14 protein-coding genes are annotated in these 25,558 nt (G+C 69.4%); 8 read left to right on the top strand and 6 right to left on the bottom strand.

Going from position 1 to position 25,558, the window contains the following annotated elements:
* Positions 1–26: 26 nt before the first annotated feature.
* The gene (locus tag ACIRB4_RS14500) at positions 27–1,007 is read left to right on the top strand and encodes a helix-turn-helix transcriptional regulator (RefSeq protein WP_403291150.1); all 981 of its coding nucleotides are present in this window, start codon (positions 27–29) and stop codon (positions 1,005–1,007) included.
* Here ACIRB4_RS14500 and ctaD read toward each other — a convergent pair.
* The gene (gene ctaD, locus ACIRB4_RS14495; RefSeq protein WP_403291148.1) at positions 952–2,658 is read right to left on the bottom strand and encodes a cytochrome c oxidase subunit I; all 1,707 of its coding nucleotides are present in this window, start codon (positions 2,656–2,658) and stop codon (positions 952–954) included. The genes ACIRB4_RS14500 and ctaD overlap by 56 nt on opposite strands.
* 398 nt (positions 2,659–3,056) lie before the next feature.
* On the opposite strand from ctaD, the gene ACIRB4_RS14490 reads away from it, so the two are divergent.
* Positions 3,057–3,275, top strand: coding sequence for an I78 family peptidase inhibitor (locus tag ACIRB4_RS14490; RefSeq protein ID WP_403291146.1), 219 nt, complete (start codon positions 3,057–3,059; stop codon positions 3,273–3,275).
* A gap of 114 nt (positions 3,276–3,389) precedes the next feature.
* Here the strand turns inward: ACIRB4_RS14490 and ACIRB4_RS14485 are convergent, their stop codons facing one another.
* Positions 3,390–4,391, bottom strand: a complete 1,002-nt coding sequence (locus tag ACIRB4_RS14485; RefSeq protein WP_403291145.1) for a phosphatase PAP2 family protein — start codon at positions 4,389–4,391, stop codon at positions 3,390–3,392.
* Between the two features lie 406 nt (positions 4,392–4,797).
* On the opposite strand from ACIRB4_RS14485, the gene ACIRB4_RS14480 reads away from it, so the two are divergent.
* Positions 4,798–6,603 carry an MFS transporter gene (locus tag ACIRB4_RS14480; protein ID WP_403291144.1) on the top strand — a complete coding sequence of 602 codons (1,806 nt, stop codon included), beginning with the start codon at positions 4,798–4,800 and terminating at the stop codon, positions 6,601–6,603.
* 67 nt (positions 6,604–6,670) lie between these two features.
* Here the strand turns inward: ACIRB4_RS14480 and ACIRB4_RS14475 are convergent, their stop codons facing one another.
* On the bottom strand, positions 6,671–7,105 hold the full coding sequence (locus ACIRB4_RS14475) for a cell division protein SepF (RefSeq protein ID WP_403291142.1): 435 nt from the start codon (positions 7,103–7,105) through the stop codon (positions 6,671–6,673).
* A 343-nt stretch (positions 7,106–7,448) separates the two neighbouring features.
* Here ACIRB4_RS14475 and ACIRB4_RS14470 point away from each other — a divergent pair, with 343 nt between their 5' ends.
* The 4 genes from ACIRB4_RS14470 (at position 7,449) to ACIRB4_RS14455 (ending at position 11,814) form a co-directional block, all read left to right on the top strand.
* Positions 7,449–8,705 carry a DUF5685 family protein gene (locus tag ACIRB4_RS14470; RefSeq protein WP_403291140.1) on the top strand — a complete coding sequence of 419 codons (1,257 nt, stop codon included), beginning with the start codon at positions 7,449–7,451 and terminating at the stop codon, positions 8,703–8,705.
* Between the two features lie 148 nt (positions 8,706–8,853).
* Complete coding sequence (locus tag ACIRB4_RS14465) at positions 8,854–9,642, top strand: DUF1684 domain-containing protein (protein ID WP_403291138.1); 789 nt, start codon at positions 8,854–8,856, stop codon at positions 9,640–9,642.
* A 199-nt stretch (positions 9,643–9,841) separates the two neighbouring features.
* Positions 9,842–10,732, top strand: a complete 891-nt coding sequence (locus tag ACIRB4_RS14460; protein ID WP_403291136.1) for a S1 family peptidase — start codon at positions 9,842–9,844, stop codon at positions 10,730–10,732.
* Positions 10,733–10,911: 179 nt separating this feature from the next.
* On the top strand, positions 10,912–11,814 hold the full coding sequence (locus ACIRB4_RS14455; RefSeq protein WP_403291135.1) for a S1 family peptidase: 903 nt from the start codon (positions 10,912–10,914) through the stop codon (positions 11,812–11,814).
* 105 nt (positions 11,815–11,919) lie between these two features.
* Here ACIRB4_RS14455 and ACIRB4_RS14450 read toward each other — a convergent pair whose 3' ends face one another.
* Positions 11,920–12,639: a hypothetical protein gene (locus ACIRB4_RS14450; RefSeq protein ID WP_403291133.1), complete on the bottom strand. Its 720-nt coding sequence runs from the start codon at positions 12,637–12,639 to the stop codon at positions 11,920–11,922.
* 71 nt (positions 12,640–12,710) lie between these two features.
* On the bottom strand, positions 12,711–20,612 hold the full coding sequence (locus tag ACIRB4_RS14445) for a ricin-type beta-trefoil lectin domain protein (protein WP_403291241.1): 7,902 nt from the start codon (positions 20,610–20,612) through the stop codon (positions 12,711–12,713).
* Positions 20,613–21,256: 644 nt separating this feature from the next.
* Here ACIRB4_RS14445 and ACIRB4_RS14440 point away from each other — a divergent pair.
* Entirely contained in the window at positions 21,257–24,391 is a 3,135-nt protein-coding gene (locus ACIRB4_RS14440; protein WP_403291132.1) for a DNRLRE domain-containing protein, read from the top strand.
* A 76-nt stretch (positions 24,392–24,467) separates the two neighbouring features.
* On the opposite strand, the gene ACIRB4_RS14435 is transcribed toward ACIRB4_RS14440, so the two are convergent.
* Positions 24,468–25,493 (bottom strand): ABC transporter permease, encoded by a 1,026-nt coding sequence (locus tag ACIRB4_RS14435; protein WP_403291130.1) that lies wholly within the window; start codon positions 25,491–25,493, stop codon positions 24,468–24,470.
* Positions 25,494–25,558: the final 65 nt, after the last annotated feature.

Here is a 25,558-nt window from a genome sequence, read left to right as displayed (position 1 = left end):
TCCTCGACGGCTGGGAGACTCGGCCCATGTTGGAGACCTCCGCACGACTGCTGCGCCTGCTCTCGCTGCTGCAGGCCCACCGCGAATGGTCCGGCGCCGCCCTCGCCGAGCGGCTCGGCGTCACGCCGAGGACCGTACGGCGGGACGTCGACCGGCTGCGCGAGCTGGGCTATCCCGTCAACGCCAGCCCCGGCACCGGGGGCGGCTACCAGCTCGGCGCGGGAGCCGAACTGCCGCCGCTGCTCCTCGACGACGAGGAGGCCGTCGCCGTGGCCGTCGGGCTGCGCACGGCCGCCGGCCAGGGCATCGAGGGCATCGGCGAGACCTCCGTACGCGCCCTGGCCAAGCTGGAACAGGTCCTGCCAGGCCGGCTGCGGAGCCGGGTGAGCGCGCTCAACGCCTTCACCGTACCGATGCTGCGCACCCCGTCCGCCCAGATCGACCCGGCCGTCCTGACCGAACTCGCGAACGCCTGCCGGGACGGCGAACGGCTCCGCTTCGAGTACCGCGACCACGGCGGCGCGGCCTCCCGCCGCACCGTCGAGCCGCACCGCCTGGTGTGCACCGAGCGCCGCTGGTACCTGGTCGCCTGGGACGTCGACCGTGCCCAGTGGCGTACGTTCCGGGCCGACCGGATCGAGCCCAAGCCGCCCCACGGCCCCCGGTTCCCGCCCCGCGAGCCGCCCGCCGAGGATCTCGCCGCCTATGTCTCGCGGGGCGTCTCCACCGGCGCCTACGCCACCGAGGCGACGATCCGGCTGCACGTCCCGCTCGCCGAGGCGGCCACGGTCGTCGGACCCATGGACGGCGTCCTGGAGGCGGACGGGGAGAGCGCCTGCCTGCTGCGCACGGGCGCGGCGAGCCTCGACCACCTGGTCCTGCACATCGTGATGACGGGGCTCGAGTTCGAGGTGGTCGAGCCGCGGACGCTCGACGACCGGATGCGGGCGGTCAGGGACCGGATCGATCGTGCCCTTCACCGCTCTCAGGAGCCGTCGCGGGCCTGAGCCGGTCCCGCTCGTAGGCGGCGAACTCCGGGTGGTGCAGGTCGAACGCCGGAGCCTCGGAGCGGATCAGGGGCACGGCCAGGAAGTTGTGGCGGGGCGGCGGGCAGGACGTCGCCCACTCCAGCGAACGGCCGAACCCCCACGGGTCGTCGACCTCGACCTTCTTCCCCTCCTTCGCGGTCCGCCAGACGTTGTAGAGGAACGGCAGTGTGGAGGCGCCCAGCAGGAGCGAGCCGATCGTCGAGACGGTGTTGAGAGCGGTGAACCCGTCGGCGTCGAGATAGTCGGCGTAGCGCCTCGGCATGCCTTCCGCGCCGAGCCAGTGCTGGACCAGGAACGTGGTGTGGAAGCCGACGAAGAGCGTCCAGAAGTGGATCTTCCCGAGCTGTTCGTCGAGGAGTCGGCCGGTGAACTTGGGCCACCAGAAGTAGAAGCCGGCGAAGGTCGCGAAGACGACGGTGCCGAAGACGGTGTAGTGGAAGTGGGCGACGACGAAGTACGTGTCGGTCACATGGAAGTCCATCGGCGGCGAGGCCAGGACGATCCCCGTCAGTCCGCCGAAGAGGAACGAGACGAGGAAGCCGACCGACCAGAGCATCGGGGTCTCGAAGGAGAGCGAGCCCTTGAGCATCGTCCCCGTCCAGTTGAAGAACTTCACCCCCGTCGGCACGGCGATGAGGAAGGACAGCATCGAGAAGAACGGCAGCAGCACCGCCCCCGTCGCGAACATGTGGTGCGCCCACACGACCACCGAGAGCCCGGTGATCGACATGGTGGCGGCGATGAGCGTGGTGTACCCGAAGATCGGCTTGCGGGCGAAGACCGGGATGATCTCGCTGACGATGCCGAAGAACGGCAGGGCGATGATGTAGACCTCGGGATGGCCGAAGAACCAGAAGAGGTGCTGCCACAGCAGCGCCCCGCCGTTCTCGGACTGGAAGACCACCGAGCCGAAGCGCCGGTCCGACTCCAGCGCCAGCAGCGCGGCGGCCAGCACGGGGAAGGCCATCAGGACCAGGATCGCGGTGAAGAGCACGTTCCAGGTGAAGATCGGCATGCGGAACATGGTCATGCCCGGTGCCCGCATGCCGATGATCGTCGCCAGGAAGTTCACCGAGGTGAGGATCGTGCCGAAGCCGGAGAGCGCGAGACCCATGATCCACAGGTCGGGCCCGACGCCGGGGGAGCGCTCCAGGCTGTTGAGCGGGGCGTAGGCCGTCCAGCCGAAGGCGGCCGGTCCCGTCGGCAGCAGCAGCGAGCCGATGACCATCAGGCCGCCGAAGAGGAACAGCCAGTACGAGAGCATGTTCAGGCGGGGGAAGGCGACGTCGGGGGAGCCGATCTGGAGCGGCACGAGCTCGTTGGCGAAGCCGGCGAAGGTCGGTGTCGCGAAGAGCAGCAGCATGATCGTGCCGTGCAGCGTGAACGCCTGGTTGAACTGCTGGTTGTCCACCAGCTGGAGCCCGGGGCGGGCCAGCTCGGCCCGCATCAGCATCGCCATGAGACCGGCGGCCAGGAAGAAGAGGAACGACGTGACCAGGTAGAGGTGGCCGATCTTCTTGTGATCGGTCGTGGTGAGCCAGTCGATCACCATCCGCCCGTGCCGCTCGCGCGCCGACTCGACGACAGCGGCCGCGGTCTCGGTACCCATCGCTGCCTCCGGAGGTCCGACCGTCCGGACATGATGCTCGCGATGGTGCCGGGACAGCGGGAGGCGCACAGGACGGGCTTGGTCCGGTTGGCGGACAGCGTGTGAAACATGCGCGGAAAGCGTGAATGCCACCGGGAAGTGCGGCGGCTCTGCAATTCCCTTCGGGCGAGCCGGGAACGCAATTCCGAAGCGGCGGCGCGATCTGTCGAGAGCCGCCTGGAATTGCCGGGGAAACGGCCGGAAACTGCTCGATCGAGTGACGGTGTTCGTGTCAAACATATGTCGAGAACCTGTGACACAAGCGTGACCGGTGAGGTACGTGGGCTTGCTGCGGCGTCTCACGCGCTCCGCGCCTCCGTCACTTCCGTCACCGTCCGGCGCCGCCTAACGTGAGGCGCATGACATCGAAGCCGACCTCTCCCGTACCGCCCGAAGACGGCTCCCCGGAGTCCTATGTGGGGCTCGACGCGGAGCGCGCCGAGCAGCTCGCCGGAATCCGCGGCTGGAACGTGGTGCGCTCCCTGCCCCCCGGTTCGATCATCACGATGGAGTACCTGGAGGGCCGCATCAACTTCGAGGTGGACCAGGGCACCGTCATCCGCTGCTGGCTCGGTTAGCGCGCGGACGGAGGTGGGGACGGAGACGGACGCGGGCCGTCGAGGACACAAGGACCCATGGGGAAGGGCCCCGGCCGGAGCCGGGGCCCTTCCCCATGGGGTCGTGAGGGGTGTTCAGCCGCCGGTGAGCGGCCGCGAATGCGACGGCCGACGGCTGCCCGCCGGGGCGACCGGAGTCCGCTCCGACCGCACGGCGTGCGTCCGGGAGGCGGTGAGCGGCGGAGCGAGCCGCCCGTCCCCGCGCCCGGCGGCCGGCCGGCCGGTCCTGGACCCGATGATCTCCCGTACCGGCTCCTCGGCGGCCGACGGACGCGGCGGGTGCGGTGCCGTGCGCGGACCGCCGGTCGCGACGGGCAGCGACGGCACCAGCCGGCGACGGGCCCGCACCTGCTCGCGCAGCCGGTTCCGCAGGCTGAGGATCAGCGCCTCCGCCCTGGCGATCAGCGGCTCGCACCAGGGCAGCGCGAGCAGGATCAGCAGGCCGGCGGCCCAGCCGAGCAGCACATCGCTCAGCCAGTGCGTACCGAGGTAGACGGTGGTGAGGCCGACGCCCAGCGCGACCACGGCCGAGAGGGCCGACAGATAGCGTCTGGCCCGGGGAGTGGTCGCCAGATACGCCAGGATCCCCCAGGTCACGACCGCGTTGGCGGTGTGTCCGGACGGAAATATATCGCCGCCGGCGAACAGTTCGGCCGATCCGATCTGTGTCGCGTAGTGGGGACCGAGACGGCCGAGCCCGATCTTGACCGAGCCGACCGTGACGTTGAGCAGCAACAGTGCCGCGCCGAGGGTGAGCAGCGGCCGCAGGGTGTGCTGACGCCATGAGCGCCAGCCCAGCCAGGCCGCCACCATCACGGCCGTCGGGCCGCGTTGACCGAGAACGACGTAGTAGTCCAGGAAGGCGTGCAGCTCCGGCCATTGCTGATAGGGCCGGAAGAGCATGATCTTCCAGTCGAGGGTCACCAACCAGGTCGACAGCAGTACGGCCACCACGATGGCGAGATAGAACGCCGACGTCCCGCCGAAGAGGGCGAGACGCGTGCGGGTCATCCGCGGGACCTCTATCTTCGGCGGTTCCGGCTCCCGGTCCAGCCGGGCAAAGATGTCGGTACGCACCCAATCGACGTTACAGGGAGTGAGTAGCGACCCTGGTCGATCCGGTCTCTTCGTGATGACGATGTGATGTGGAGTTGGTCTCAGTCGGGGGATTATTACCGGCCCCGGTCGGAGAATCCGATGACCTCTCGCCCAATTGCCGGTGAGTGACTTTCCGGAAGTCTGTTTGTACGCAGGGGAAATGCTTCAAGCGGTTGTCCGCACCGAATTCCGGGCAGCGCGCGGCGCGGGCGGAGTGGCGTACGCCACACTCCCGGGCCCGCCGGGGTGAGAGCTGCACCACGCGCTCGGCGCTTGAACTCGCGTACGCTGGCGGCTCACTCGCCCGTCGATGCCGGGCCGCCCCGAGGACAAGCGCCCCGGCCGGCGCCCACCGAGCGCGAGGGATTCACTGGGAGGTACGGACATGCAGCGGACGATCACGGCCGGAGCACGGCTCCGCGCCGCCGGCGGCGATGCCAACCGCTGGGTCGTCCTCGTCGTTCTCTGTGTCAGCCTGCTGCTGGTCGCGCTGGACGCCACCGTGCTCCATGTCGCCGTCCCCTCGCTCACCGAGGACCTGCGCCCCAGCTCCACCGCGCTGCTCTGGATCGTCGACGCCTATCCGCTCATCTGCGCCTCGCTGCTGATCCTCTTCGGCACGCTCGGTGACCGGGTCGGCCGGCGCCGGGTGCTCCTGCTCGGTTACGCGCTGTTCGGACTCGCCTCCGCGGTCGCCGCCCTGGCCACCACTCCCGAGGTGCTCATCGGGGCCCGCGCCCTCCTCGGCGTCGGCGGCGCGATGATCATGCCGGCCACCCTGTCGATCCTCCGGGCGGTCTTCCCCGACCGGCGGGAGCGCGCCACCGCCATCGGCATCTGGACGGCGGTCGCCGCCGTCGGTGCCGCCACGGGACCGGTGCTCGGCGGCTTCCTGGTCGAGCACTACTGGTGGGGCTCGGTCTTCCTGATCAACATCCCGCTGATGGCGCTGATCCTGCCGCTCGGCCGCTGGCTGCTCCCCGAGTCCAAGGGCAGCGGCGACGGCCCCTGGGACGTGCTCGGCGCGCTGATGGCGGCGGCCGGTGTGCTCGGCGCCGTCCTCGGCGTGAAGCGGATCGGCGCAGGCGACCCCCTGCTCTCCGTCGCAACCGCGGGGCCGCTGCTGCTCGGGGTGGCGCTCCTGATCCTCTTCGTGCGCCGCCAGCGACGGCGGACGCATCCGCTCATCGACGTGCGGTTGTTCTCCCGCGCCGCCTTCACCACCTCCGTCGGCTGCATCGTGCTCGCCATGCTGGCCCTGGTCGGCCTGGAGCTGATCGCCGTCCAGTACCTCCAGCTGGTCCTCGGGCTCAGCCCCCTTGAGACCGGGCTCCGGCTGCTGCCGCTCACCTTCGCCGCCATGGCGGCCGGCGCCACCGGCTCGTACACGCTGCGCCGGATCGGGCCGCGCCGCATGGTCGGCTGGGGCTTCGTGCTCACGGCCGCCGCCGTGCTGCTGCTCGTCCTGATGGGGCAGAACGACCGGCCGCTGCTGCTCACCGTCGGCTTCGTGCTGCTCGGCTTCGGACTGCAGACCACCCTCTTCTCGGCGTACGAGTCGATGCTCAGCGAGGCCCCGGCGGAGAGCGCGGGCGGGGCGGCGGCCATCGGCGAGACCTCGTACCAGCTCGGCGCGGGCATGGGCATCGCGCTGCTCGGCAGCGTGATGAACGCGGCCTACGCGCCCGGGGTCGTGGGCGTGCCCGGGGTCCCAGCCGAGGCGAGCCGGGCCGCGGCGAACTCGCTCGGCGAGGCGTACCAGGTCGCCGAGCATCTCGGCGGCGCGGCCGGTACGGCGCTGTACCACGCGTCCCGGCATGCCTTCGTCAACGGTCTGCACGTGACGCTCTTCGTCAGCGCGGGTCTTCTGCTGCTCGGCGCGCTGATGGCGCTGCGGCTGCCCCGGGTGATGGAGTGCGCGCCGGACGCGGAGGAGAAGGCCACCGCCCTCGCCGGCGCGGCCGACCCCGGCGCCATCGCGCGGGTGCCCGCCAGCCGGGAGCCGGTCACGTGTCCCGACCCGGTGGGCCATAAGACCGCCGGACGTCAGACCGCCACTCGCGAGGTCGCCAGCCGGGAGGCCGCCACCGCCACCCGTGAGAGCGCCTCCCGTGAGACCGCTACCGCCACCCGTGAGGCCGTCGGTCGTGAACCGGCCGGGCGGGCGGGCTCCGGGCGCACGGCGCGCTGACCGGAGCGGAGGGTGCCGGGCGGGACGTCCGGTGGCCGGAAGGTGATCCGGCCGGGGAGCGCCCCGCTCAGCTCTGGTTGAAGAAACCGTCCTGCGCACGCCCCGCGGAGTCACCGCTGACGATCTGCGTGTCGGCGGGGGTCAGCAGGAACACCCGCGTCGCCACGCGCTCGATCGATCCGCGCAGACCGAAGGCGAGACCGGCGGCGAAGTCCACCACGCGCTTGGCGTCGGCGGGCTCCATCGCCGTGAGGTTCACGATCACCGGGACGCCGTCCCGGAACAGCTCACCGATGCCGCGGGCGTCGCGGAAACCGTCCGGGGAGACGGTCGCGATCCGGCGGCCCTGCTCCTGAGCGGAGTCGGACGCCACCCGGACCCGGGGGTCCGTCACCCAGGCGTCGCCGGTCTCGGCACCCTCGGCGTACTCGTCGTCGTAGTAACGCTCGTCGTTGTCCTCGACGAGTCCCAGCCAGGCACTCGCCTTGCGCACCGATCCCATGGACGCCTCCTTTCAGCGCGGTCACTTGTGGTTCCGCATACCCATCGTGGTCCATGATGACGATCGCGCGCCAAGTGGATAGTCGCCGCGCAGGGGATTCGTGACGGTACTGGTGCAGAACGTGAGGCCCGTTTGCTGGCGAATCGTCAGGAAACTTGCGATATGCGGGGCCTGACGGAGGATTGGACGGGCTGCGCAACTTAAAATATGAAAGTCGGGCCGGAAGGGTGACGAGGCGGGCGTACGGGTGAACGGTCCCGCTCGATACGATGCCCGTCGCACACGCGCACGGCACGCGGCGCACGACACGCGGCGTACGGCGCTCGGCTCACGGGGGAGTCTCTTGTTCGGAATCGTCAGGCCATGCACCCACCGTCTCGGCGACGGTCTCAAGACGGAGTGGATGGCCCATCTCTGCGGTCTCTGCCTGGCACTTCGGGCCGATCACGGCCAGTTCGCCCGGGTGGTCACCAACTACGACGGCCTGATCGTCTCGGTCCTGACGGAGGCTCAGACCGGCACCAGGACCGGGGCGGTCCCTGGTGGCCGTCGCACAGCCGGCCCCTGCCCGCTGCGCCAGATGAAGAGCGCCCCGGTCGCCCAGGGCGAAGGGGCCCGGCTCGCGGCAACGGTGTCGCTGGTGCTGGCCTCGGCGAAGATACGGGACCACGTCGCCGACCGGGACGGGTTGTTGGCCCGCAGGCCGGTCGCCGCGGCGGCCCGCCGGGTCGCCAGGTCCTGGGACCGGGCGGGCGCTCGGACCGGCCGTGAGCTCGGCTTCGACACGGCGGTCCTGGTGGACGCGGTGGACCGGCAGGGCGGGATCGAGTCGCTGGCCGGGCCCGGAACGCCGCTTCTCGCCGTGACCGAGCCGACCGAGACGGCGACCGCGGCCGCGTTCGCGCACACCGCCGTCCTGGCCGGCCGGCCGGAGAACGCCGCGCCGCTGGCCGAGGCGGGACGGCTCTTCGGGCGCCTCGCGCATCTGCTGGACGCCGTGGAGGACCGGCAGGCCGACGCCGTGTCGGGTGCCTGGAACCCGCTCACGGCGACGGGCACCTCCCTGGAGGAGGCGCGGCGGCTCGCGGACGACGCGCTGCACGGGATACGGCTGGCGCTGCGGGACGTGGAGTTCGTCGACGGCGCACTGGCGCACCTGCTGCTCGCGCACGAGCTGCGCAACTCGGTGGACCGGGCGTTCGGGACGACGACCTGCGCGCACGGGGCGTCCGGGGCGTCCGGGGCTTCTCCGGGCAACCCCTACCAGGGCGGCGGCTCCGGCTCGTACGGGGCGGGGAACCCGTACGGCGGCGGGAATCCGTACGGCGGGGGAGGCCCCTACGGCGGCGGGGCGGGCGGCCCCGGGGGTCCGGGCGGGCTGCCGCCGCAGTTCGGGGCCGGGGGGCCGGAGCGGCCGAAGCCGCGCGGGTTCCTGGCCGGCTGCGCTGCCTTCACCTGGCTGTTCTGCACGTGCCAACTGTGCTGTGCGAAGGAGTACGAGGGTCCCTGGTCCCGGAAGAAGCGCAAGGGCTGCTGCCGGACCGACACCGGCCGCGACTGCGCCTGCGACAGCTGCGAGTGCTGCTGCTGCGACTGCTGACGGCCCGTCGGCTCGCGTGGGTGTTTTCGGCGGCGCCGTCGGCCCGGGCGGATGCCTGCGGGGTGCGCCGGGCACTCCGGCGCGATGCCGTGGTCGCCTCCCGGGCTTCCGGGGCTGTATGGACGCCCGTATGGAAGGGTGGGACTCCATGAGCACGGATCCTCAGCAGGACTGGCAGCACTGGCACGAGCAGCGCGTCGCCGCGGTCGCCTCCCCCTACGGCCCGCTCTCCCTCACCGGTACGTACTGGCTCTCCGACCACCCGGAGGGGCGAATTCCGGCCGTTCCCGGGCAGTGGCGTGCGGACGGTGACGAGGTGGTCCTCACCGCCGGCGCCGAGGACGCCGTCACCGTCGACGGCGAGCCGCTGATCGGCAGCGTCCGGCTCACCGCCGACCACGCGCCGATCCACGAGTCCCGGGTCGAGTCGGCCGGGCGACGGCTGGTCGTGCTGCGCCGCGAAGGGGAGTGGGCGGTACGGGACTTCGATCCGAAGTCACGGGCGCGCCGCGCCTTCCGGGGCATCGAGGCCACCCCGTACGACGACCGCTGGGTGGTGCCGGGCACCTTCCGGCCGTACGAGCGCGCCCGCAGCGTCCGCGTGGAGAACGCGGACGGCAAGGAGCGCGGGCTCGGCCTGTCCGGCGAGCTCTCCTTCGAGCTCCACGGCGCCGAGCACACCCTCCAGGTCGCGGTCGAGGACGACGGCACGCTGTGGGCGGTCTTCGCGGACGCCACCAGCGGCCGGGACAGCTACCGCTTCCGCTTCCTGCGCCCCGCCGCCCCGGCGGAGGACGGATCGGTGACGGTCGACTTCAACCGTGCGCTGCTGCCTCCGTGCGCCTTCGTGGACCACTTCATCTGTCCGTTCCCGCCGCCGGGCAACACCCTCGACACGGCGGTGCCGGCGGGGGAGCGGCGGGTGATCGAGGCCTGACCGGGAAGTTCTCCTTCCTGGTCGGGCCTGGGCCCTGTGTGCGGCGCGCGCCGAGGGCGAGAGGTCCGGGGGCGCCCGTTCGGCATGCGGTCTTGTGCGTCCGCTCGCCGAAGGCCACTATCACTGGCGTGCGTGTCAGGGACACGACACCCTGATCGCGTCTCACGGGCCCGCCATCCACGGGCCCCTCCGCTTTCCCATGAGGAGATCAGTGAGGAGACCAGTGAGCAGACCAGTGAGAACCAAGCGCGCTCGATGGCTCGCCGTCGCGGCGGCCCTCGCGGCCACCACCGCCGTCGCCCTCCCCGCGGCCCAGGCGGCCCCCGCTCCGGCGCCCGCCGGAGCCGCCCAGCTCGCCCGCGCCGACGCCGCCGTCCTCAAGGCGGACGTCGGAGGCACCGCGTGGTACGTGGACCGGGCCGCCGGCCGGGTCGTCGTCACCGCCGACTCCACCGTCTCCGACGCCGAACTCGCCAAGATCCGGCAGACCGCCGGCCCCGACGCGGGCGCACTCACCATCGAGCGCACCCCCGGCGTCTTCAAGCCCCTGCTCGGACCCGGCGACGCCATCTACGGCGGCGGCTACCGCTGCTCCCTCGGCTTCAACGTCCGCAGCGGCAGCACGTACTACTTCCTCACCGCCGGCCACTGCGGGAACTCCGTCAGAACCTGGTACGCCAACTCCGCCCAGTCCACACTGATCGGCGACACCGTCGGATCCAGCTTCCCGGGCAACGACTACGCCCTGGTCCGCTACGACAACGCCTCGCTCAGCCACCCCGGCGGCTTCACCGCCGCCGACGCCTACGTCGGCGAGCCCGTCAAGCGCTCCGGTTCCACCACCGGCACCCGCAGCGGCACCGTCACCGGTCTGAACGCCACCGTGCACTACTCCGGCGGCGGCACCGTGCGCGGCATGATCCAGACCAACGTCTGCGCCGAGCCGGGCGACTCCGGCGGCGCGCTCTACGACGGCACGAAGGCACTCGGCCTCACCTCCGGCGGCAGCGGAAACTGCTCCACCGGCGGCACGACCTTCTACCAGCCGGTGCCCGAGGCCCTCGCCAAGTACAAGGTCAGCATGTACTGAACCACCCGGACGAACACCCTTCGCCCGCAAGGTAGTTGAGCGCCGTACGGCCGAAAGGCGCCCTTGCGGCGCCGACCCGGGCGGCCCGAGACTCCCCCACAGCGCCGGCCCCCAGGGCCGCGCCTCACGGGCCCGACACCCCACGACGGGCCCCCGATTCCCCTCTGGAGGAACGACAAGTGAGGATCAAGCGCACCACCCCCCGCAACGCCACCGCGAGACGCACCCGCCTCGTTGCCGTCACCACCGGGCTCGTCGCCGCGGCGGCACTCGCCGTCCCCACCGCGAACGCCGAAACCGCCGGAACGTTCAGCGCGACGCAGCTCTCCGCCGCGAGCGACGCCGTCCTGGCCGCCGATGTGGCCGGTACCGCCTGGCACATCGACCAGGCGACCGACACCGTGGTCGTCACCGCCGACTCCACCGTCTCCCAGGCGGAGATAGCCAAGATCAAGCGCCAGGCGGGCACCAACGCCGGGGCGATACGCGTCGAGCGCACGCCCGGGAAGTTCACCAAGCTGATCTCCGGCGGCGACGCGATCTACGCCAGCAGCTGGCGCTGCTCGCTGGGCTTCAACGTCCGCGACAGCGCGGGCAACTACTACTTCCTGACCGCCGGCCACTGCACCGACGGCGCGGGAACCTGGTACGCCAACTCCGGCCGGACGACCGTGCTCGGCTCCACCTCGGGATCCAGCTTCCCGAACAACGACTACGGCATCGTCCGCTACACCAACAGCTCCATCGCCAAGCCCGGCACGGTCGGCGGCGTGGACATCACCAGCGCGGCCAACGCCACCGTCGGCATGTCCGTGACCCGCCGCGGCTCCACCACCGGCACCCACAGCGGCTCGGTCACCGGCCTGAACGCCACGGTCAACTACGGCGGCGGCGACATCGTCTACGGCATGATCCGCACCAACGTGTGCGCCGAGCCGGGCGACTCGGGCGGCGCGCTCTACTCCGGCAGCCGCGCGATCGGCCTCACCTCGGGCGGCAGCGGCAACTGCTCGTCGGGCGGCACGACGTTCTTCCAGCCGGTGACGGAGGCGCTGAGCGCGTACGGGGTGAGCGTGTACTAGGAGAGGGCGGCACCTCCGCAGCACGATGAACCGAACTGAAACACATCAGGTCCCCCGGCCGGACGCGGCCGGGGGACCTGAGCCATGACGGCGACAGCGGATGAATCAGGCGGTGAACTCCTCCATCTTGGCCTCGGCGGCCTCGACGACTTCCTCGAGCGAGTTACAGTCCCGCTTGCTCTCGGGAGCCTCCGACGACCAAACGGCATAGCCGCCTTCCGGTGTGGGTTTGATCAAGAGCTCGCCGGCCTGGCTGTCGTAGCAGTCCAGGGCCAACCGCAGGACCCAGTGGGAAAAGAACGGGAACAGCCTTCCCAGCTTGCCATTCGCACGCAGCATCGACAGCAGTTCGCGATAGGACAGGAACACATCGTCTTCGATGAGGAGACCCCACTGCGTCTCGACCGGATTGCCCTCCTCGTACGCCTGACTCAGCCGGTCGAATTCCATGAAGGGGAATCGCTCGTGCAGTTCGCCGAGTGTGGCTCCCTGACGCCAGAACGCCATTGCTTCGGCGGCACGGCCCAGATCCTCGGTGCTGCCGCTGGCCCACACATGACCATGGTGGCTGTCCAGGGTGATCGCGAATCTGCGCGCGCCATGGCCGAGGTGGACGCGCATGGCCCCGCGTGATGACGGAAATTCCGCAGTGCTCCAATGGTGCTTCTGCGATACCGGATCGGTCTCGGCGGCGCCGAGGTCGAGGTCGTGCGTGCGGGCCGACGAGACAAGAGCGGGCTGGAGCCCGCCCTGTTCGACGATGTCCGAGTAGTGGACCAGACGAGGGTCTCGGCGCGGGGCATCAGGTTCTTCGTGGGGAACCATAGGGACTCCTTGAGCAGAAAGCCCGGTGGGGCGGCTCCGGTGCGGAGCCGCCCCACGGGGTCAGGACAGACTTACGGGGCCCATTCGAAGGTCCAAGCGGTATACCACTTGCCCTCGTGCCACATGGGCTCAGGATAGTCCTCGATCAGGCCGTTCTTGTCGTAGAACTTGATCTTGTCCCACGACTTGCGCCCGCCGATCACTGCTCTCGCAAGCCATGCCATCTCCTGCGCAGTGGCGTGAACGCCCTTGCCGCCCCTGAGGCCGGCTGTCGCCATGCCTTCGAAGCCGCCTTCGAACTGCTCCGTGTACACGTGAATCGTCGTGTTGGGATTGTCGATGGCGCTCCTCACGTGGGTACTCCACGTGTCGATGTACTTCGGGTCCATGTAGTGGGTGAGATTGTTGTCGTTCGCCCACTTGGCGGCGTTGGCCTTCTGGTACCCGAGTCCGACATCGGTGGGGCAGGAACCGCCGTCGTTGTGAACCAGGACCGGGACGGCCTCGCTGACCACGTAGTACGTGTGGAGGTCGCTCACCGTCAGGTTGTGAACGGTGGCGGACTGCGCCGTCCAGCGCTGGACAGAGGCGATCTGGACGTACGTGCCCGCGCTGGTCTGGAGCCACTGGCCCGACTCCAGATCGGATGCCTCGAGCCACTTGCCGACCGAGGGAACCCAGAACGGGTGGCCGTCGGTCGCGGTGACCTCGGCCGTCTTGGTGCCCGCCTTGCCGTCGGTGTCGATGGTGACCTTGACCAGGCGCTTGAGACCCTGGCCCTTGATCTCCGCGGTGACCGTCTCGATCCGGGTCTCCCCGGTCTTCGGGTCGGTCGCGACGACCTTGTCACCGGTCTCGACCTTGTCGATCGGCTTGGTCGAGCCGTCGGCCATCAGCACCTTCGTGCCCGGCACGAAGCTGTTGCAGCCTTCTACGGCCTTGCCGGAGTCGCCGCTGCCGCTGCTGCCGCCCTTGCTCCGCGAAGAACCGCCGGAGTCGCCGCCGGGCTTGTTCCCACCGGAGCCGCTCTTTCCGCCGCCGCTCTTTCCGCCGCCACCCTTTCCGCCGCCACCCGACTGCGAGGAGGACTTCGGTGCGGCCTTGGCCTGGGACTGCTTCTGGACCGGGTTGCCGGTCTTCTTCTTGGCGGCCGCCGCCGCGTCGGCCTTTCTCTTGGCCTCTTCGGCTGCCTTCTTCTTTGCGCGTTGCGCGGCCTCCTTCTTGGCCTTCTCGATGGCGGCCTTCTTGGCTCTCAAGGCCGCGGCCTCGGCGGCCTTGGCAGCCTTAAGGACCTTCTCGGCGGCCTTCTTCGCCGCCCGGAACGCCTGGATGGCGTCGATGGTGCGGCTGACGGCCTTGAGCACCGACGGGATCTTGCCCAGCTTGGTCCACGGGATCGCCCCGACGATCATGCTGCCGCAGGACCACATGTCACCGCCGAAGCAGGCCATGGCGTCGCCGAGACCGATGAAGTCGCTCAGGATGCCCCAGGCGGCGCTCAGGATCACCGATGAGAGCGACCTGCCCATGGTGGCCTGGGCAGCCGCGACCTGTGCTGCGGACAGACCCGCACCACGGAGGGCGGCCTCCTTCTCGGAGGCGGTCAGGGTGATCGCCAGGCCGGTCGGGTCGGAGTGCGTGACGGGATTGTTGTGGGCGTAGGCGTAACCGTTGGACTGCAGCGGGTCGTTCAGATCCATGACCGGGTCGGCGGACAGGAAGCGTCCGACCACCGGGTCGTACAGACGGGCGCCCAGCGGCTGGAAGCCGGAGGCGTCATCCCTGGTCTGGCCCAGGAACCCGGTGTGCGTCTGCATGTTGACGCCCGTGGTGGCGGTGCCACGCTGGTTGCCGAACGGGTCCTGCTTGCGGATCCGCACCGCCATCGTGCCGCTCATGGCGACCTCGGCGTAGGCGGAGCCCTGGTGGTCACCCGTCTGAGCGACCAGCTGCTCCGAACCCGTGCCGTAGGCGTAGCGCATGACCGAGCCGCCCGGGGCACCGTAGGTGCGCTGGCTGTTGACCAGGACGCCGCCCTGCTGGACGGTGACCTCGGTCTCGCCCAGGTGCAGGGTGGCCTGCTTGCCCTTGATGGTGAGCAGGCGCTCGCCGTCGGGGCCGTAGATGTGGCGGGTGTCGTTCTGCGGCGCCCAGAGCTGCGCGGCGGAGGTGCCGTCACAGGTCGCGAGGACGATCGCGGTGCCACTCGCCGAGTTGGCGCCCTGCACCGCCAGGCACAGGCTCGACGCGATGTGCGTCAGCTGACCGGCGGCGTTGCGCTTCAGTTCCTGCGCGGCGGTGCCGCTGCACTTCTGGATCTGGAGCGCGGACCCGGCCGTGTTGGCGGCCGGCTGGAGGCACCAGTCGTCGTAGACGGAGAGCGTTCCCCTGTTGGGGTCGATCTGAGTCCCATCCACGGGGGCGGGAGTCGGCGTGAACTTCCAGTTCTGCGCCACCGTGGCGTTGCAGGTGTACAACTGGATCGGCTGGCTCGCGGCGGCGAGGCCGGACTTCAGGTCGATGCACTTGTCGGTGAGGCCCACGTACGGGGTCTTGCCACCGGTGCCCTGGCCTGTGATCCGGTCGACCTTGCCGTCGTACGTCCAGGTCAGCGTCTGCTTGTCGCCGTGCTGGATCGAGGTGATCGACTTGGTCTCACCCGTGAGCTCGTACAGACGCTCAGCCTCGGCCTTGACCTGCGCACCCGCGGGGGTGGTGTAGGTCTTCGACATCTTGGTGAGCGTGTGCGGCTGGCTCTTGGCGGCGCCCACACCGTACGTGTACGTGGTGGTCGCGTCCTTGGCCGTGGCGCCGGTGAGGTCCTTCTCGGTCAGCTTGGTTCGGTTGCCGAGGAGGTCGTACTCGTACTGCTGCCAGTAGCCGGAGCTGTCCTTGCCGGCGGCGACGTTCAGGGTGCCGTCGGCGTTCTTCGGGGCGGTGCAGGCGGTCTGGTCGTTGGACGTCCAGGCCTCCTTCAGCTGACCCAGCGGGTCATACGTGAAGCACTGTCGCTCCTCGATCCCGGTGGCCTCCTCACGGATGCCTGTGACGTTGCCCACCGGGTCGTAGGTGTAGGAGCGCTTGGAGACCAGATGGTCGTTGGGCAGGGGGGTCTGCTCGCGGTAGACCGACTTGTCCTGGAGTTCACCGGTGGATTCGTCGTACGAGTTCTGCGTCCACACCCGGTAGGGCAGGGCCCCGAGAGTGGAGCGCATGACCTGGCCGTACGGCGAGTAGACAGTCTCCGAGCCGTACCAGTCCTTGCCGGAGATGGAGAGCGGCTTGCCGTGCTTGTTGTAGCGGACTATCAGGTTCTCGGCGTCGAACTTACCGGCCTTGGGGAGTTTCGCCTCCTCCAGCTGACCGGTGTCCGAGTAGGTGAAGGCGTGGGTGTACTCGGACTGCAGGCCCCAGGTGGTGGCCAGCGACGACGGCAGCGACAGCGTGGTCGAGGTCGGCTGGTAGTCCTTCGTGTAGCCGTTGACCTTCTGGGTGTACGCCAGTCCGTCCGTGTAGCGGGTGGCGGTGGCGGGCATGCCCTTGCCGCCCGGGGCGGTGTCGTACGTGAACTCCGCCAAGAGCGTGCCGGTCGAACCGGTCAGGCGCTGCTGCTTGGGCCGGGACAGCTCGTCGTAGCCGTTCCAGACCGTGACTCCGCGAGCGTTCGTCGTGGTCAGCGGCCGGTCGCGGTGGTCATAGGTGTTCCGGGTGATGCCCGTGTCCGGGTCGGTCGCCGTCGCCATCCGACCGCGGTAGTCGTACGTCCACGTCCAGGGGTGCGTCGGGTCGGCGGAGCTGACCGCCTTCACCATCTCACCGCGGGTGTCGTACTCGTAGCGCATCGACGTGTAGCCGTCGGGCGCCGCCGGGTTGATGGTGTCCGTGCGGACCGTGCGGCCCAGAGCGTCGGTGTAGACCCGGTAGGAGGAGGCGCCCTGCGGCTGGATCACCTTGGACCAGTCGGTGCCGTACTCGTAGCGGGTCGCCTTCTCGGGGACCGCCTGGGAGATGGCCTCGGTGGTCCCGGGGGCTTTCACCTTGAGGACCGGCATCTCCTCGAGTACGCGGCCGAGGCCGTCGTACTTGTAGCGGGTGATGTTCGGAACCGTGGTGTCCGCGCGCGGGGTGAACAGCTCACCGGTCGGCTCGGCCTCGTTGAGGTAGGCGTTGTTGGTCTGGTAGACCTCACCGGCGCTGTTGTACAGCGTGTCGGTGATCAGACGGCCACCGCCGTCCGCCTCGTCCTGCGTCTGCCGCTCACGGCCCAGACCGTCGTAGATCGTGACGGACTTCTCGATCCGGTCCTTGTAGCCGCGGCTGTAGGTCGTGACGTACGGAGGCTTGCGGGTCTTGCGGGTGGAGTCGTCCGGGTCCGTCTCCTCCGCCGGGATCGTGTACTCGGCGCGGAAGTCGGGTACCGCACCTGTCGTCGGGGTGCGACCCGCCGCCCAGGCCTCGACCAGGCGGCCCAACGGGTCGTACGTCGACTCACTCACGTACCCGTTGGCGTCGGTCGTCTTGAGCGTGACCGCCCGGCCGGGCTCCAGCTCCTGAATCTGGCTATGCCCGAGCGGGTTTGTCTGGGTGACCTTGAATGCCTGGCCGGTGGGCGGGTCGAAGGCCATGGTGGACACCTGCTGGTCGGTATCCGTCTTCTTGATGACGCGGCCGATGGCATCGAATTCGGTCGTGCCGTCGGTCTGGAAGCCCGTGCCCGCACCGTTGAGCGACCACGACTCGGTCGCGAGGGCGCGGGTCGTGTCGGCGAGCGCGGTGGCGTACGCCGTGTTGTCGTACGCGGTCCGCGTCGCGGCACTCAGCGTGGAGAGGTCGGCCCAGTTGGCGCTCGCACACGAGGTGGGCGAGACGAGGACCTGCTTGGACAGACCGATGAGGTTCTTGGTCGTGTGGTGCAGGTACTCGAGCTTGGTGCAGGACTCGTCGCCGGTCTTGCCGGTGTCGCCGAACGACTCGACGTAGGTCGGCAGACCGTAGGTCGACTCGAACGTCGTCTTCGTGCGGACACTCCGCAGGGTGCGGGTGTCGTCACCCGTTCCCGACGACTTGGTGTACGCGATCTCCTCGGGCTCGGTGACGCGCCAGGCCTTCAGCGGGTCCAGGCCGTCGCCGAGGTCGCGGCTGGCGAGCTCGGTGGCCGCCGGGACGGTGAGGCTGCGGGTGAGCCAGTTGCTGTCGGCGTCGGTCGCGTTGGTGTAGCTGAACTCCTCGGCGATGCGGCCGGCGAACGCCTCACGGTCGTAGACGGTCGCACCGTTGTGGGTGAGGGTGGCGCCCGTGATGTCCTTCATGGGGACGGTGTCGCCCATGCCCCGGTAGAAGCGGGTGACAGCCTTGGTCTTCGGACCCTCGGCGCCGGGAACGTCCTCGGTGGGGCTGGTGCCGTCGCCGCTGTCGGCCGTGGCCTTGCGCTCGCCGGTGGTGACCGTGGTCTGCTCGAAGCCCGCGAACTGGGAGTACGTCCGCGTGGACTTCTTGGTGAACTCCGCCTCGGCGAGCTTCCAGCCGGCGTTCTTGTAGTCGTACGAGGTCAGCGTGGAGTACGAGCCGTCGACGTTCGGGAGTTCCTCGATCGAGGCGACCACGTACTTGTTGAACCAGTCGATGTCCTCGACCTCGGCGTCCGGGTGCCAGAACACCGGGTAGCACAGCCGGGTGTTGGACTTCAGCGCGGCGGTGTCGGTCTTGCCCGGAAGGTTGGTGCTGTCGAGGCACGCGGTCTCACGGGGCTTGTAGGTGACGACCGTCTCGCCGCCGTACTCGTTGACGACACGGGCGATGCGCAGACGCGAGAAGCCGGGCCGCGGGTCTGTCTCCGGGCTGCCGCGGTAGACGCGGTTCGGCATGGCCTCTTCGTTGGACTCGAACCGCACCGGATTCAGCTTCACCGAGGCGTCGGTGGAGCCGTTGCGGGCGTAGCCGGTGCGCTGGATCGACTCCAGCCACAGCGCCGTGTTCGCGCCGGTCTTCAGCACCGGGAAGCTCTGCTTGAGCTGGTACTCGTCGACGACCTGACGCGCGGTGGTGTCCGTACGGCGCTGCGCGGAGGTGGTGATCTTGTCCAGGCGCTTGCGGGTCCAGAACGTCGGACCGGCGTTCCAGCACTTGCGGGTGTACGTCGAGGTGACGGCCTTGCAGTTCAAGTCGGCCGGGGTGTCGTACCAGATGCGGTACTTGCCCGGGTCCTTGTCCGTGAAGTTGGCGTCCGTGCAGGTGAGCGTTCCCTCGGTGTAGCACCGCTCTTCGACGGAGAAGTTCACACGGGCCGGGGCCGACGCGGAGAAGATGCTGTCCTTGCGCTGGCCGTAGTCGATCCGCGACAGGTAGCCGCCGCGGTGGTACTTGACCGGGCCCTTGAAGTAGAAGTTCTTCGCGTAGTAGTTCTCCTCGCGCTCCCACCACAGCGACATGGCGTTGCCGTGGATGTCCTCGACGTAGTCGAGGTTCCAGCGCCAGGCCTGGAGGCAGGAGGAGTTCTTCCAGTCGGCGGTCGTCGAGCCCTTGTAGCAGGGCTCGCCCGAGTGGTTGCCGTAGACCGGCACCGCGAGGACGGAGTCGGTGTACGGGTCGTCGGCGGCGGTGCCGTTGTCCGACCAGCCCGGGAGCTTGTTCAGACCGAAGTGGTACTTGGTGCCGTCCTTGGTGGTGACGACCCAGTACTCGCCGTCCGCGTCCTTCAGGCCCGAACGCGGGTCCTTGGACGTGTCCTTGATCCGCTCGATCTTGGAGCCGTCACCGTTGGCGGTGAACCACTGGCCCTTGGCCGCGTCCCACACCAGCTCGGTGGTCATGCCACCCAGCGACAGGGTGGCGTTCTCCGAGCCCCAGCACAGGTCGGCCGTCTTGTGGTCCTTGTTGTTCGACCCGGCCCTCTTGGAGTCCTGGCGGCAGTTGTTGTACGTCCGGGTGATCGAGCCCGCGTTGTAGTCCCAGCCGTCACCGATCCAGGACGCCTGGTTGTTCGACGCCGAAGTACGGCCGTCGACCGACTGCGAGTTGTACGACAGGCCGACCTTCGGCATCAGACCGCCGGCGGTCTCCGGGACCTGCACCTGGTAGCTGTAGGTGAACGCACCGTTGGACGAACCGGCCGCCCAGGAGCCGGAGGACAGCAGCGGCGAGGCGGTGAAGTCACCGGACGCCGAAGCACCGGTGTCCATCGCGCCGACGACCTGACGGCCGTTGGCGCCCACGTTCGACGAGAAGGCGGCCTTGCGCGCGGAGGCGCCCGACACCTTCGAGGTGTCCTCGTCCGGCAGCAGGTTCGCGACCGGGATCGTGCCGGACAGGATCTGGCGGGTCGCGGCGTTCTTGGTCTTGCCGGACGTGGCCTTCAGCTTGGTCTTGGCCGCCGGCACCTCCTTGACGGTGCTGCGCAGCCGCTCGACCTCGAGGTCCGGCTCGCTCTCGCCGGCCATGGTCTCGGTGCCCGTGTCCGGAGCACAGTCACCGGTCTCCGGGGAGTCGATGACACAGCTCGGCAGCAGGACGAGACCGAAACGCTCGGCGGCCAGCTGGCCGTAGCGGTCCTCGAAGGCTGTGGTGTCGACGTCGACGAGCACCTGCGCCGCCGGGTCCGCCGTCGCCGGCGGCACGATCTCCATGATCATGCCGGGCACGCCGGTGTCCTCGGACGTCGTGGTCGCCTTGACCGCGACCTGCCAGTCACCGGCGATCGCCGCCGGATCCTGACCCGCAGGCACACCCACACCGACCGGCAGAAGCGCCGAAGTCGTCGTGTTCACGACCTGGACCGTGGACCCCGGCGCCGCCGTCGACGGGTCCGCCTTACCGGCGTCCGCCGCCCACGGGTCCACCGCCACCGGCTTGTACGCCGTGACCGGCTGCTCCGGCGCCGTGGTCAGCGCCTTCGGAGCCTGGGGGTCGTCCGACAGCGTGGTGCTCTGCGGAAGATCCGGCAGATCGACCTCGGAGGTCTGCTCCTCACGAGTCATCCCGTCGCCGGGAACGGCCAGAGCCTGACCACCCAGGCTCGTCACCGTCAATATCGATGACAACAAAAGGACGGTCGCCGTGCGGCTTCGCCGACGGCGCCGTCGTTGTGACTCTGTCATGGCCAGGCGATCCCGCCCCGACCATGACAGTGGTTCTGAAGCACGCATGCGCGTCGACTCCCACCCAGACGAACAAGACAACGGAGAGGTGCGGAAACACCAAAGAGCACGCGCCTGATTCAGGCGCGTGCGTGCGCACTTTCTGTCATACGCGTTCCATTTGCAAGATCGACGAGGGGGGGCGATGCACCATGGAAGTGATCTTCGACACAGTGCAGTCGCGAGCAGAATCCCGCACTGCCGATCTTTGAGATAGATCGGGCATCGGACTTAATTCGCGACCTAATGGACCATCAAGAGGTGATATTCCAGGACGTCCTGGTGGTTCATCACTCCACTACCACGTAGTACGTAACGGCTTCATAAATCATTAAAGCGTGGACGTGACCTGCCGATCGTGTGATCGTGTGCGCGCCTTGCGCCCCGCGGCTATCCGTCGGGGCTGTCTGTGTTGTCCACAATCAACCTGGTTCCCACGGGAGTAGACCGCCGTGCCTGCGCCGCCTCGTCTTCTCAGCCCATTCGTGCGCACGCGCACACGGCTGACACTCACCCTCGGCCTCGTACTGGCCGCACTCACCGCCGCGCTCCTGCCCTGGTGGCAGCCGAGCACGCCTCCGATCGCCAAGTCCCCCGTCACGGACGCCAAGCGGGCGTCGACCGGTCCGAAGGACGAGGCCGCCGCGGCGGCCGAGGCCAAGCGGATCGGGAAGAAGGTGCTCGTCGACACGGCGACCACCGAGACGCAGCTCGTGTGGGCGATGCCCGACGGCAAGATGCGTACGCAGATCCACGCTCTGCCGCAGCGTGCGAAGAACACGCAGGGCAAGTGGGCGCCGATCGACAACACGCTGCAGCGGACGAAGGGCGCCGGCCAGTTGGCCGTGCGCCCGGTCAACGCCGTCGTGCCGGTCCGGTTCTCCGGCGGTACGGCTGCCGCCTCGGAGCGTGCGGACCGCTCGTACAGCCGCGCGCCGCTGGCCGATGAGACCGTGCTGGCCGAGGTCGACCTGGGCGGTCACACCATCGCCTACACGTGGCCGGGTGTTCTGCCCGAGCCGGTGCTGGACGGCCCCCGTGCCCTCTACCCGGAGGTGTTCCCGGGTGTCGACCTGCTGCTGGTGGTACGTGAGGAGGGCGGCTTCGGCCAGCTCCTGATCGTCAAGAACCGCGAGGCCGCGCAGAACAAGGACCTCGCCGCCGTCTCCTACGGCCTGCGCTCGAAGACGGCCGTCTTCCGGCAGGACGCGAAGGCCAACCGGATCCAGGTCCTGGACAAGGCGGGCAAGGAGGTCGGCAACATCCCGACCCCGTTCGCCTGGGACTCCAACGGCCGCGACTCCGAGCTGCCGCCGGGCACTCCGCAGCGCACCTCGGTCGCGACCACGGCCGACGTGCTGAAGCTGTCGGGTCTGACCGGTATCGAGCCCGGTGCCCGCTCCGCGCAGCTGCCCGTCACCCTCGACGGTGACAAGACCGGCGCGGCCCGGCTCCACCTGAACGTCGCCGAGACCGGCCTGCTGACGGACAAGGACACGAAGTTCCCGGTCTTCATCGACCCGCCGCTCAACAGCGACTGGCTGGCCTGGACGGTGGCGTACAAGAAGTACCCGAACTCCAGCTTCTGGAACGGTACGAACTTCTCCTCCGGCACCTCCGACGCCCGCGTGGGCTACGAGAGCGACACCGGCGGCCTGGCCCGCTCCTTCTGGCGGATGCGGTTCTCGGAGACGTACAAGGGCGCGAAGTTCGACTGGGCCACGTTCAAGATCCTGAACAACCACTCCTGGTCCTGCACCACGCGCCAGATGGAGTTCTGGCTGACCGGCTCGATCTCCTCGGGCACGACGTGGAACTCGCAGCCGAGCTGGGGCAGGGCTCTGCACAAGAAGTCCTTCGCGCACGGCTGGTCGAGCTCCTGCCCGGACGACTACGAGGCGTTCACGGTGACGTCCGCGGCCCAGGAGGGCGCGGACAAGGGCTGGGGGAACATCACCTTCGGCATGCGCGCCACGACCGAGACCGACACCCAGACCTGGCGCAAGTTCAAGGCGACCGGCGCCGTGATGGAGGGCCAGTACAACCGCCCGCCGTCCCAGCCCACCTATGGCACCTCCTTGCCCGGTGGCGACTGTGTGCCCGGCCCGACCAACAGCGTCCTCATCGGCCGGACCAAGATCACCCTGAAGGCCAAGGGCCACGACCCCGACGGCACCCTGCCCAAGCTGCGCTTCCGCTTCTGGAAGACCGGTTCGACCGCCGCCAAGAAGGAATACCTCGCCACCCCGGCGACCACCGGCTACGGCCAGATGGTCATCGAGGCCGACGATGTACTGCTGAAGGACATCACGGCCAACACGCTCTATTCGTGGGACGTGCGCGCCGAGGACTCGGCCGGTGAGGTCTCCACGTTCTTCCCGAGCGGCACCGAGCCGTGCCGCCTCACCGTCGACCCGACCGCGCCGCCGCAGCCGGAGATCACCAGCACGGTGTTCACGGAGGCCACGGCCGACGGCAAGACGTGGGCGAAGGTGAACTTCGGCAAGCCGGGTGACTTCACCTTCACCGCGGCCGGAGCCACCAAGTTCAAGTACGCCTTCGAGGGCGTGGGTTACGTCGACGCGCCGACCCCCGTCAACGGGACGGTCACGATCAGCAACGTGACGCCCAAGCACGCGGGCCCGAACGTGCTGACCGTCTACGCCTACGACGCCAACGGCAACCAGAGCATCCGCGGGGACTACAGGTTCTACCTGCCGCCGCGCGACAAGGCCGACGGTCCCGGCGACACGGGTGGCGACGGCATCGCCGACCTCATCATCGTCGACGCCAACGGCAACCTGCGGAACTGCGTCGGCGCTCCCGACGGAGAGCTGTACACCTGCCTGGCCGCCTCCTACGTGACCAAGGACAAGAAGCTCGACCCCGCCGGCCACTGGTGGAACGGCACCAAGGCCGCGCTGATCGCGCACTACGACGACGTCTACCCCGGTGACGGTTCGACCGACCTGTTCTCGGTCTCCCCGGACGGCCAGTTCTGGCTCTACCCCGGTGACGGCTACGGCAGCTTCAACGTCGACGACCGCATCGAGATCCGCCTGCCCCAGGGCGCCCCGGCACCGTCCACCTGGACGCAGATGAAGGCGATCGGCGACATCACCGGCGACCAGAAGCCCGACCTGGCCCTGCGGGCCGGCACGGCCTTCTGGGTCCTGTCCGGCTACACCGGCGCCACCTTCCAGACCGCCACGCTCATGGAGGGCTCCGCCTGGGCCCGCCGCGACATCGTCAACATCGCCGACATCAACAAGGACGCGACGCCCGACCTGCTCTGGCGCAACCTGGACAACGGCAACATGTACGTCCGTCACGGCAAGCCCGGCACGGGCACCGGCAGCGTCGACCTCGTGTCGCTCAAGCAGGCCGCCAACTCCCTGAACGGTGACGTCTCCTACGGCACCAACTGGACGGAGGCCAACGTGGGGGTCGCGATCGGCATCCCGGACATCAACGCCACCAAGGACGGCGTCCCGGACATCTGGGCCCGTTTCGAGGACAACGGAAACATCAAGGTCTACCACCCGTCCACCACCAATACCGGCGCACCGGTGAAGACCGTGCTGTCCGTGGACTGGCGCACCGTCAAGTCATTCGGTTGATCCCGTCCGCCCACTGAACACCGAGCCCCGGCCGCCTGCCTCCCAGCAGGCGACCGGGGCTCGGTCGTTCGACCGCTCAGACCACCTCGTCCGCGATCCGCTCGGGCTCCGGCTCGCGCTTCAGCGAGGAGAGCACCAGGGTGATCACGGTGCCGACGAGCGCCCAGGCCGAGAGGACCAGGAGCGAGCCGGTGACGTCGTTGCCCTTGAAGTACGCGATCGAGCGCGCCGCCCAGGTGCCCGCGCCCGGGGGCAGGGCCGGGCCGATCGCGCTCCAGAACGGGGGCAGCATCGGGAGCGGGAAGGCGCCGCCCGCGCTCGGGTTGCCCGCGATCACGATCAGCAGGATCGCCAGGCCGATGCCGACGATGCCGAAGAGGCACTGGAGGGCCAGGGTGGCCGCGCCGACCGCGAAGACGACCAGGGCGCCCAGGCCCCACAGGGCCGCGACGCTGCCCGGCAGGGCTCCCAGGATCGGGCCCACGATGACCGCGCCGCCGAGGCCGCCCAGGACCGAGTAGAGGGCGAGCACGCCGAGCCGGATGATCGCGCGCTCGCGGTTGGCGGGGCGGGAGCCCGCGCTGATGGCGAGGATCGCGGCGCAGATGTAGCCGCCGACGCACCAGCCGACGACCAGGTAGAACGCCGAGAGGCCGTCGAAGTCCTGCCTGGAGGCCGGGGCGATGTCGACGGTCCGGAGCGTGCGCCGGTTGGCGGACTCGACCTCGGTGAAGATCCTGTCGAGGGCGGAGGACAGCACCGTGCCGCCGCCGGAGGCGACGAGCAGGGTGTCGGTGGTCCCGGCCGGGTTCACCACCAGGGCGCCGTCGATGTCCCGGTTCATGATCTGCTTCCGGGCCTCGGCCTCGTCCGCGACCGTCCGGGGGTCGAGCGGCCCACCGGGAAGCTTCTCCAGCCGTCCCATGAGCTGGGCGGAGACCTGCTGCGGCGCGACTACGCCGAAGGGCACGTCCTTCGGTTTCGGGCTGTGCAGCGCCCCGACGTAGGAGGCGATGAAAAGCAGCTGGAGGGCGAACACGCCGAGGACGAGCAGGGCGGCTCGCGGGGTGACGGCGCTCTTCAGTTCAGCGGCGAGGCTCATGCCCCCACGCTCCGGGGCGGGGAGTGTTCGCGCAGGTGGGCCGGGGCCGAACGGATGACGGGGGA

The organism is Streptomyces sp. NPDC093600 (assembly GCF_044764755.1).
In the GTDB taxonomy this organism is placed as follows: Bacteria; Actinomycetota; Actinomycetes; order Streptomycetales; family Streptomycetaceae; genus Streptomyces.
The sequence above is the reverse complement of the archived record's forward strand: the minus strand, read 5'-3'. Positions and strand labels throughout refer to the sequence as shown.